Below are 9,254 nucleotides of genomic sequence, written 5' to 3'. Positions count from 1 at the left end.
GGGCCGACTTTCCACGCAACCGCTTGGCGACCATCAGACTCCTGCGCGAGCAGACTCCCCCTGACGCCCCTCGTCCACGGGGACCAGCCGACCGATTTCCCGCGCCAGCCGGACAAGACCCGAAAGCAACCGGCCACCGAACCAACCCCGCACCAGAACTCGACCACGCCGACTTCTGGTGTGCCGCGAACAAGCCAGGAGGCGCGGTCGGCGAATCTCCGGCCCATCGCCACCGCACGAGAAGTCGATCAGGTCGACTTCTCGTACGCTCGGCCGAAGCTCTGCGGGCGCCGGAAGTGCCGGACCAACACCCACAGCCTTCTCGAACAGAAAGTCGGATCTACCGAGTTCCCGCAAACTCTACACGAGTAGATGCACCCCTTGGCGACGCGGCTCGACGCAGGAAGTCGGACCGGCCGACTTCCTGCACGAGCCGGACAAGCCACCAAGGCCGACCGGCCGGCGGGCCCATGACGCACCGAAAGTCGGCCGGGCCGACTTCCTGCGCACAGCGAGCCAGGAGGGGCGCGACCCCATACACAGGGAAACGGCGACAGCCTGGTCGCCCAGCACAGCGAGATGGAAGCGCGACCCGAGCTTGGCCCTCAGAACGGCCGCTGCGCGGGAAGTCGGCCGGGCCGACTTCCCGTGCGCGGGCAGCGACCCGGCAGGCACCCACCAGGGGCTTCGGCGAACGAGCCGCCCAGCCATTGCGCCCGGGCACGGCGCAGGAAGTCGGACTGGTCGACTTCTCATGCGCCGCCAGGAAGCCCATGCGGCCGCTGCGCGAGAAGTCGGCCGGGCCGACTTCTGGTGCGCGGGCAGGGCCCGGCGGGCGGCCGGCAGCTTTCAGGGGGCGGGCTGCACAGCATGCCGCCCGCGGGCCGTGCCGCAAGTCGACCGGGCCGACCCCCGGCGTGCTGCGGGGAAGTCGATGCGGTCGCGTGGAGAGTCGGCTGGGCCGACTTCCCGTGCGCGGGCAGGGCCCGGCGGGCGGCCGGCAGCTTTCGGGGGGCGGGCTCCGCAGAGATGGTGTCCGGGGCGGTACCGGAAGCCGGCCGAGCCGACCCCCGGCGTGCTGCCGGGAAGTCGACCTGTCGACTTCTGCGCATGTCAGCCGATGAGGGTGGCGAGGGTGTTGCCCTGGGGGTAGAGGGCGGCAACCGGGGGGAGGTCGGCGGGGGCGCCGGCGTGGAGGACGGTGAGGGTGCCGACGCCGGTCCGGGTGGGGTCGGCGACGCGGCGCAGGGCCTGGGCGGCGACGGCGTCGGCGGAGCCGTACAGGGTGAGCGCCGGGGAGGCGGTCGGGGCGACGGCGGCGCGGATGCGGTCGTCGACGAGTTCGTAGTGGGTGCAGCCGAGCACGATGACGTCGGTGCCGGCCGGTGTCCGGGCGGCGGCGTCGGCGATGGCGGCCGTGATGGCCTCGTCGTCGCCGTGCTCGACCGCGTCCGCGAGGCCCGGGCAGGCGACCTCGGTGATGTCCGCCGAACCGCCGAAGTCGTGGATCAGCCCGCGCTGGTAGGCGCTGCCGGTGGTGGCCGGGGTGGCCCAGATGGCAACCCGGCCACCCTGCGCTGCGGCGGGCTTGATCGCCGGGACGGTGCCGATCACCGGCAGCCCGGGCTCCAGCTCGGCCCGCAGGGTGGCGAGCGCGTGCACGGAAGCGGTGTTGCAGGCGATCACCAGCGCGTCGGGTTCGAGCGCGGCGGCGGCCCGGCAGCAGCCGAGGGCCAGCTCGGTGACCTCTTCCGGCGTACGGGGCCCCCACGGCATCGAGGCCGGGTCGGAAGAGAGCACCAGATCCACGTCCGGGCGCAGCTTCCGAAGGGCGGCAGCGGCGGCCAGCAGGCCGATTCCGGAGTCCATCAGTGCGATCTTCACGGGTCAAGACTTTAGTCGATCCGCCCGCCCGGCCCGGTTCTGCGGCAGACTGCCGGGGTGACCGTCCTGCTGTGGATCGCCGCGTTCTCCCTGCTGGTCTGGCTCTGGCTGGCGTGCTGCCACGGCTCGTTCTGGCGCACCGACGTACGGCTGCCGCCGCGTCGTCCGCCGGTCCGCTGGCCGCAGGCGGCGATCGTGGTGCCGGCCCGGGACGAGGCCTCGGTGCTCCCGGTGAGCCTCCCGACGCTGCTCGCGCAGAAGTACCCGGGGCGGGCCCGGGTGATCCTGGTGGACGACCACAGTTCGGACGGCACGGGCACGCTGGCGGCGGAGCTGCGGACGATCGACGGGCTGGAGCTGACCGTCACCACCCCTCCCCCGTTGCCACCGGGCTGGACCGGCAAGCTGTGGGCACTGCGGCACGGCGTGGCGCTGGCCGGGCCGGACGTCGAGTACCTGCTGCTGACGGACGCCGACATCGCGCACGGCCCGGACTCGCTGGCCGAGCTGGTGGCCGCCGCCGAGAGCAACGGGCTGGACCTGGTGTCACAGATGGCCCGGCTGCGGGTGGAGACCGGCTGGGAGCGGCTGATCGTGCCGGCTTTCGTGTACTTCTTCGCCCAGCTGTACCCGTTCCGCCGGAGCAACCGCCCGGGCGCCCGGACGGCGGCCGCAGCCGGCGGCTGCTCGCTGGTGCGGCGCGAGGCGCTGGAGCGGGCGGGCGGAGTGGCGGCGATCCGCGGTGCGGTGATCGACGACGTGTCGCTGGCCCGGGCGGTGAAGTCCACCGGCGGCCGGACCTGGCTGGGCCTGGCCGACGACGTGGTCAGCGTGCGCCCGTACCCACGGCTGGAGCAGCTGTGGCGGATGGTGTCACGCAGCGCGTACGCCCAGCTCAGGCACTCGCCGCTGCTGCTGTCCGGGACGGTGCTGGGGCTGGCGCTGGTGTACCTGGTCCCGCCGGTGGCGACGGTGGCCGGGCCGGCCGCGGGGGTGCCGGCGGTGGCGGCCGCGGGCGGGGCGGCGTGGGCACTGATGGCGGGCACGTACCTGCCGATGGTCCGGTACTACGGGCAGCCGGCCGTGGCCGTGCTGCTGCTGCCGTTCACCGCGGGGCTGTACCTGCTGATGACGGTGGACTCGGCGGTGCAGCACTGGCGCGGCCGGGGCGCGGCATGGAAGGGCCGCACCTACTCCCGGGCCTGAGAAACCCCCTGCACAGCGGGCCGCCCCGATCCATACTGCTCGGATGGACCGTCAGCAGATCTCCCGTCTCGCCCATGCCCACCACCCGATCGCGGCCCCCCTGGCGGACGAGTCCGTGGCCCGGCTGCTGGACCGCGCCACCGCCGGGACGGAACGGGGCCGGGCCCTTGACCTCGGTTGCGGTGAGGGCGCCTGGCTGCTCCGGACGCTGGCTGCCCGCCCGGGCTGGCAGGCGGTGGGCGTGGACCTTGACGCGGCGGCGCTGACCCGGGCCCGGGAGACCGCGACCGCACTCGGCGTGGTCCGCCGGATCGGCCTGCACCACCTGGACGCACGGGATTTCGCCACGAAGGAGCCCTTCGACCTGGTGCTGTGCGTCGGCGCCACCCACGCCTTCGACGGTCTGCTGCCGACGCTCGCCGCGGCCCGGGAACTGCTGGCCCCCGGCGGCCGGTTGCTGGTCGGCGAGGGGTTCTGGCAGCGCGAGCCGTCGCAGGCGACGCTGGACGGGCTGGGCGCGGTCCGGGAGGACTTCGCGGATCTGGCAACGACCACCGACCGGGTCCTCGCGGACGGCTGGACACCGGTGTTCGGGCACGTCAGCACCGAGCAGGAGTGGGACGACTACGAGTTCTCCTGGACGGGCTCGCTGGCCGAGTGGGCGCTGGACCACCCGGACCTCCCGGACGCGGCAGCCGCCCGGGAGGCCGCGGACCGGCACCGCACCGAGTGGCTGCACGGCTACCGGGGGACGCTCGGCTTCGTCACGTACCTGCTGCGCCGCGACTGAAGCGGCTGAATCGGCAGAAGCTGTCGAAACAGCCAATCCACCTGCCCGGCACCGCACATGAGCGAGCTGGTCCGATGTCGCGGCAAGGGCCGGGAACGCAGGCTCAGCGGCTGTGTTCCTGTTCCTGCCGCACCAGGCGGTCGAGCACCTCGGGCATCGCCTCGACCCCACCGGCCAGGGTCGGCGAGGTGCGGTACTCGCCCTGGATCACGACCGTCGGCAGCTCGTTGATGCCGTAGCGGGTGAAGGCGGCGGCGGCCTCGTCGACCGACCGGTTCACCACGGCGGAGCGGTACGTCCGGCCGAACGCCTGGCCGTCGACGCCCTGGCGCACGGCCCAGTCGGTGGCGGTGGCCTCGGTGGTGACGTCGAGCCCCTCGTCGTGCACGGCCCGGAAGGCGCCGGCCTGGAGCCGGTCGACCAGGCCGAGGTGCTCCAGCGTGTAGTACAGCCGGGCGTGGGCACGCTGCACGGCCTCGTCCCGGGTGCCGGGCCAGACGGCCGGGACGCGGCGCAGCGCGACATCGGCGCGGTGCTTCTCCGCCCAGGCCCGCAAGGGCTGTTCGAGCGCCTGGGAGTGGCCGCAGTCGTACCAGAAGAACTCGACCGCCTCGGTCAGGGCGCTCTCGCGCACCCGCTGCGGGTGGTCGGGTTTGACGAACTGGACGCCCCTGGAGGGGACTTGGTTGGTCGTCGCGCCGGCCTGGACGGGGGACGCGGCAATCCCGACGGCGACGGCGAGCAGGACGGTGGACCGCAGCAGCGACTTCGAGTTCACACCGGGCAGTGTGCTGGTGGCGGCTCGTTTCCGGCCGGTTGCTCAGGCACGGGCCGTGCCGGATTCGTCCGGACGGCGCAGCCGGGCCTCGCCCGTGGACGGAGCCGACCACCGACGGGGTCGATGCGGTCAGCCGGCGCCCTCCGTGCCCGCCGTCCAGACCTCCGCGACCAGTTGCTGCCAGGCGTCCACGACGGCACCCAGTTCGAAGTGCTCCAGCGCGTGCGCCCGGGCCGCCGCACCGAGGCCCGCCCGGTTGACCGCGAGCACCTTGCCCAGTGCCTCGGCGAGGGCGAGCGGGTCCCCGGGGGCGACCAGCGCACCGGTCGCGCCGTCCCGGACCACCTCGCGCACCCAGCCGACATCGGTGGCCACCGCGGGCACCCCGGCCAGTGCCGCCTCGATCAGCGCACCGGGCACCCCCTCGCTGTCGCTGGTCAGCAGCAGGGCGTCGGCGGCGCGGTAGAGCGGGACCGGGTCGGGCAGCGGGCCGAGGAAATGGGCGCGGGCGGCGGCCGGGTGGCGGGCCAGCGTCTCGCGCAGTGGTCCGTCCCCGGCGACGGCGAGCCGGACGTCGGGCAGCCGGTCGAGCACGTCGAGGGCGAGGTCGAGCCGCTTCTCCGGAGCTATCGCCCCGATCCAGGCAACCAGCAGCACGTCGGCCGGAAGGCCCAGCGCGTGCCGCGCCGCGCGCCGGTCGTCCCGGCCGTCGGCGGGCGGATAGCTTTCGGCCGCACGGGAGTTGGGGATCACGTGCACCTTGCCCTCGGGCAGCCGGAACTGCTCCTCCAGGACGTCGCGCGCCTCGTCGGTGAGAGTGGTGACGGCGGCCGCGCGGTGCATCAGCGCGCCGCCGCGCACCCGGCGCAGCCGGTTGGCGGTCCAGTAGCGCGGGTGGCCGACCGAGACGTAGACGAAGGGCGTACCGGTCCCGGCCAGGGCGAGGGCGCAGGCGGCCAGGGTGTCCGAGCCGTGCGCGAGCACCACGTCGGCGGTGCGCGCGGCGGAGCGCAACGCCCGCAGCGTGCTCGGGTGCAGCCGGCCGGGGCCCAGCACGGCGGCGGAGCGCAGCCCGGAGACGGCGGAGCAACCGGCGGCGCCCCGACCCGCGGACTCGGAGTCGTCACCCGCGGACTCGGCGCCCCGGCCCGCGGCGCCGGGGCCCGGGCCCGCGGAATCCGGGCCGGCCTCGGGGGGCCCGGAGTGGACGGCAGGATGCGGGGCGAGGGCGCACAGCGCGGAGGGCTGCCCCCGGCGGTTCAGTTCCCGGTGGAGGTCACGGGCGAAGTTCTGTGCGCCGCCACGGCGTGAGTCGCTGATCAGATGCAGGACGCGCGGACGGTTTCCGGCCGGATCGGCCGACAAATGGTCGGGCATGGACCGACCTTGGCACAGTGCTCCGCCCGGTACATCCCCTTCGCGCAACCTGATGGTGGCCCATCCGCCCGCGCTTGTACACCCGATGTGCTCCACAGAGCCGCCGTCGTGCGCCGGTTGCGACCGCCATGCGCCCCGTCTCGCCCCCTGCCGCGCTCCGGTCACCCTGTCGCGCCGGGTCGGCGCCGCCCCGAATCGGCTCGTGCCGGTGTCAAATGCGACGTCACGCCGTCGAATCACCCGGGCTGTTCGACCGCCGAAGGCCGGTGCGCGGAGCGCCCCCGCCCGGCGGGCCGGCGGACGCCGGGGCGGGGGCGGTTACCCCGTTCGGGTGAACGCAGTTGGACCTCGGCCCGGGCCGCTCGGCAGGATGTCCGGCCGGGGCGGCACCCGCCGTGCCGCCCCGCCTCCCCTTCCCCGTACGGATTTGGAGTCACCCGGTGTTCAAGGGATTCCGCAGCTTCCTGCTGCGCGGGAACGTGGTGGACCTCGCGGTCGGCATCGTGATCGGCGCGGCCTTCACCGCCGTCGTCACCGGGTTCGTCAGCGCCTTCCTCACCCCGCTCGTCGGCGTCGCGTCCGGTGCCGTCGGCGACTTCACCCAGAAGACCTTCGAGGTGGCCGGCACCCGGTTCCCGTACGGCGTCTTCGTCAACGCGGTCATCGGTTTCGTGCTGACCGCGGCCGTCATCTACTTCGCCGTGGTGCTGCCGGTCGGCAAGCTCCAGGACCGTTTCCAATCGGCCAAGCCCGAGCCGGCCGCGAAGACCGACTGCCCGGAGTGCCTGAGCTCCATCCCGGCCGCCGCGACCCGGTGCTCCTTCTGCACCTCCGAGGTCCGCAGGCCGGGCCTGCCCGCTCAGGCCCAGGCGCTCCGGTCGCACTGACCGCCGGCCCCGGGCCGACAGCGCAGGTCGCGGGCCTGAACCGAATGCCCGAAGAGCTGACGGGAACTTTATTCCCGAAACATTCACGAGCCTCCGCCGCCCGCTCGGCAGGGGCTCGAATGCGCCCGCGCACGCCCATTCGGAAAAAGTTTCTCCGCAGGGCCCCCGACCGGCTACCGGCCGTTCGCCACAAGGCCTTCCGCAGGCTCCGTCCGGCCGCTGTTCGATCACTGACGGGGCGCCAGGGCTGTCCGGAAACGGACGCCGGAATGTCCGGCTTTCCTACTTTCGAAACCTTTGTGCGAGCGAAGACTGTGTAAACACTCGAACTGCTCCCCCTCCCGCTCTCCTCAGCAGGCGCGTTGTGGGCTTACCGTATGCCCCATGACCTCGCCCCGCTCCTACGACGGAGTCGGCTACCCCTCTCCGTCCTTCTCCTCCGGCACGCCGATCTACGACAGCCTCGTGGCTGAGCGCGGCGTCCCCCAGATCGCGCCCATCAACGTGCCGGCCGCCCTGCCGCCGGCCCTGTCGTCCGGTTACGGATCCGGCCTCGGCCCGTCCCACGAGAACCGCTACGGCAACGGGTACGAGAGTGCCGGCAGCAACCTCCCCGCGCTGCCGCCCGCCCGCCTCGCCCTGGGCCCCGGCCCGAGCAGCGGCCCCTCCGCCGGCCCCGCCACGGCGTACATCCCCGCGCAGCCCGCGCCGGCGTACGCCTCCCCCCAGCCGCCGGTTCCCGGCTACGGCGCCCCCCAGCCGTACCAGCGACCGCAGCCCGGCGCCCCGGCCTTCGCCCAGACCTCCGGCGGCGGCTACCAGCCGACCGGCGGCCAGAGCTTCGGCGGCCAGAACACCTTCATCGGCGCCCAGGGCGGCCCCCAGACCTTCGGCGCACAGCCGGCCGGCGGCCCGGGTGGTTTCGGCCAGGGCCAGCCCACCGGTCCGCAGAGCCTCGGCGGCCAGCAGTCCTTCGGCGGCCCGGCCGTCGGCGGCCCCGGCTTCCAGGGCCAGGGCGGCGACCAGTCCTTCGGTGGCGCCCAGCTGCGCCCGGCCATGGCGCCGGTCCGCCCGATGCAGCCTCAGCGCCCGGGCCCGTACAACGAGCCCGGCCAGTTCCAGGGTGGCTACCAGCCGCAGGGCCAGGGCTACTGAACCACTGACACCCCGCGGCCCCCCACGCGGCCCGCACCCGCACCACCTGAGCACCACCCGGCGCCCCCCGTACGCCGGGCGAACGGAGAAACGGGTCATCCACGGACCGCCCGGAACGCCCCCCACGGCGTCCGGGCGGTCCGTGCGCATACGGGGGCCGTCCCTGCCGGTCGGGGCCGACTGGCAGGATGGGGGAATGCAGCTCACCGGACTCCACGTCTACCCCGTCAAGTCGATGTACCGCCTGAGCCCGGACACCGCCGTGGTCCAACCCTGGGGCCTGGCCGGAGACCGCCGCTGGATGCTCGCCGACGTGACCGGACGCTTCGTCAGCCAGCGCGAGGACCCGGCCCTCGGACAGATCCGGGCCGGACTGCTGCCCGACGGCGTCCTCACCCTGACCGCCCCCGACGGCTCCCGGATCGAGGTCCCCTCCCCCGCCGTCGCGGCCGGCGACCCGCTCGCCGACGTCGAGGTCTGGGGCACCCGCTTCCGCGCCGCGGAGGCCGCCAAGGAGGCGCACCAGTGGATCGCCGAGCACCTCGGCGACTACCGCCTCGTACACCTGGACGACCCGCACGCCCGGCCGGTCGACCCCGAGTACGGCGAGCCCGACGACACCGTCTCGATGGCCGACGGCTTCCCGCTGCTGCTCACCACCACCGCCTCGCTCGACCGGCTCAACGAGCTGATCGCCGCCGAGGACCCGGACGGCCACGAGACCCTGCCGATGGAACGCTTCCGCCCGAACGTGGTGGTCGGCGGCGCCGAGCCGTGGGCCGAGGACACCTGGCGCCGGATCCGGATCGGCTCGGTCACCTTCAAGGTGGTCAAGCCCTGTGGCCGCTGCGTGATCACCACCACCGACCAGGAGACCGGCGAGCGGCGCGGCAAGGAGCCGCTGCGCACCCTGGCCCGGCACCACCGGCTGCTGCGCAAGGCCGCGTTCGGGCAGAACCTGATTCCCGAACGGCCGGCCGGCGTCGAGGGCGACGCGCTCGGCACGCTGCGGCTGGGCGACGACGTCGAGGTGCTGGAGGGCGGGGCGCACTGGCCCGCCGACGGGCGCTGAGCGTTTGAGCGGCAAGCACCGGGCACCTTCTCCGGGACGGCGAGCCGCACCTGGTCCGGCTTCTGCCGAAGGGCCCGCCGACCGCCCGTACCGGCCGCCCACCGC

At 74.1% G+C, this 9,254-nt stretch carries 8 protein-coding genes; 5 read left to right on the top strand and 3 right to left on the bottom strand.

What is annotated here, in order from left to right:
- Positions 1 to 1,113: 1,113 nt before the first annotated feature.
- The gene (locus tag ACFU7Y_RS32990; protein ID WP_380770575.1) at positions 1,114 to 1,884 is read right to left on the bottom strand and encodes a glutamate racemase; all 771 of its coding nucleotides are present in this window, start codon (positions 1,882 to 1,884) and stop codon (positions 1,114 to 1,116) included.
- Between the two features lie 66 nt (positions 1,885 to 1,950).
- On the opposite strand from ACFU7Y_RS32990, the gene ACFU7Y_RS32985 reads away from it, so the two are divergent.
- On the top strand, positions 1,951 to 3,090 hold the full coding sequence (locus ACFU7Y_RS32985; protein WP_380770576.1) for a glycosyltransferase: 1,140 nt from the start codon (positions 1,951 to 1,953) through the stop codon (positions 3,088 to 3,090).
- Positions 3,091 to 3,133: 43 nt separating this feature from the next.
- Positions 3,134 to 3,880, top strand: a complete 747-nt coding sequence (locus ACFU7Y_RS32980) for a cyclopropane-fatty-acyl-phospholipid synthase family protein (RefSeq protein ID WP_224281176.1) — start codon at positions 3,134 to 3,136, stop codon at positions 3,878 to 3,880.
- 103 nt (positions 3,881 to 3,983) lie between these two features.
- Here the strand turns inward: ACFU7Y_RS32980 and ACFU7Y_RS32975 are convergent, their stop codons facing one another.
- Both ACFU7Y_RS32975 and ACFU7Y_RS32970 read right to left on the bottom strand, forming a co-directional pair.
- The gene (locus ACFU7Y_RS32975) at positions 3,984 to 4,658 is read right to left on the bottom strand and encodes a thiol:disulfide interchange protein DsbA/DsbL (protein ID WP_380770574.1); all 675 of its coding nucleotides are present in this window, start codon (positions 4,656 to 4,658) and stop codon (positions 3,984 to 3,986) included.
- 129 nt (positions 4,659 to 4,787) lie between these two features.
- Positions 4,788 to 6,035, bottom strand: coding sequence for a glycosyltransferase family 4 protein (locus ACFU7Y_RS32970; RefSeq protein WP_380770573.1), 1,248 nt, complete (start codon positions 6,033 to 6,035; stop codon positions 4,788 to 4,790).
- Positions 6,036 to 6,475: 440 nt separating this feature from the next.
- Here ACFU7Y_RS32970 and mscL point away from each other — a divergent pair, with 440 nt between their 5' ends.
- From mscL to ACFU7Y_RS32955, 3 genes are all read left to right on the top strand, one after another.
- Positions 6,476 to 6,922: a large conductance mechanosensitive channel protein MscL gene (mscL, locus tag ACFU7Y_RS32965; RefSeq protein WP_224283837.1), complete on the top strand. Its 447-nt coding sequence runs from the start codon at positions 6,476 to 6,478 to the stop codon at positions 6,920 to 6,922.
- A 384-nt stretch (positions 6,923 to 7,306) separates the two neighbouring features.
- Entirely contained in the window at positions 7,307 to 8,077 is a 771-nt protein-coding gene (locus tag ACFU7Y_RS32960; RefSeq protein ID WP_374120083.1) for a DUF6643 family protein, read from the top strand.
- Positions 8,078 to 8,273: 196 nt separating this feature from the next.
- A complete protein-coding gene (locus ACFU7Y_RS32955) occupies positions 8,274 to 9,149 on the top strand; it encodes an MOSC domain-containing protein (protein ID WP_224283836.1) in 876 nt (291 codons plus the stop codon).
- Positions 9,150 to 9,254: the final 105 nt, after the last annotated feature.

Origin of the sequence: Kitasatospora sp. NPDC057542 (assembly GCF_042801945.1) — a bacterium.
GTDB lineage: Bacteria > Actinomycetota > Actinomycetes > Streptomycetales > Streptomycetaceae > Kitasatospora.
The sequence above is the reverse complement of the archived record's forward strand: the minus strand, read 5'-3'. Positions and strand labels throughout refer to the sequence as shown.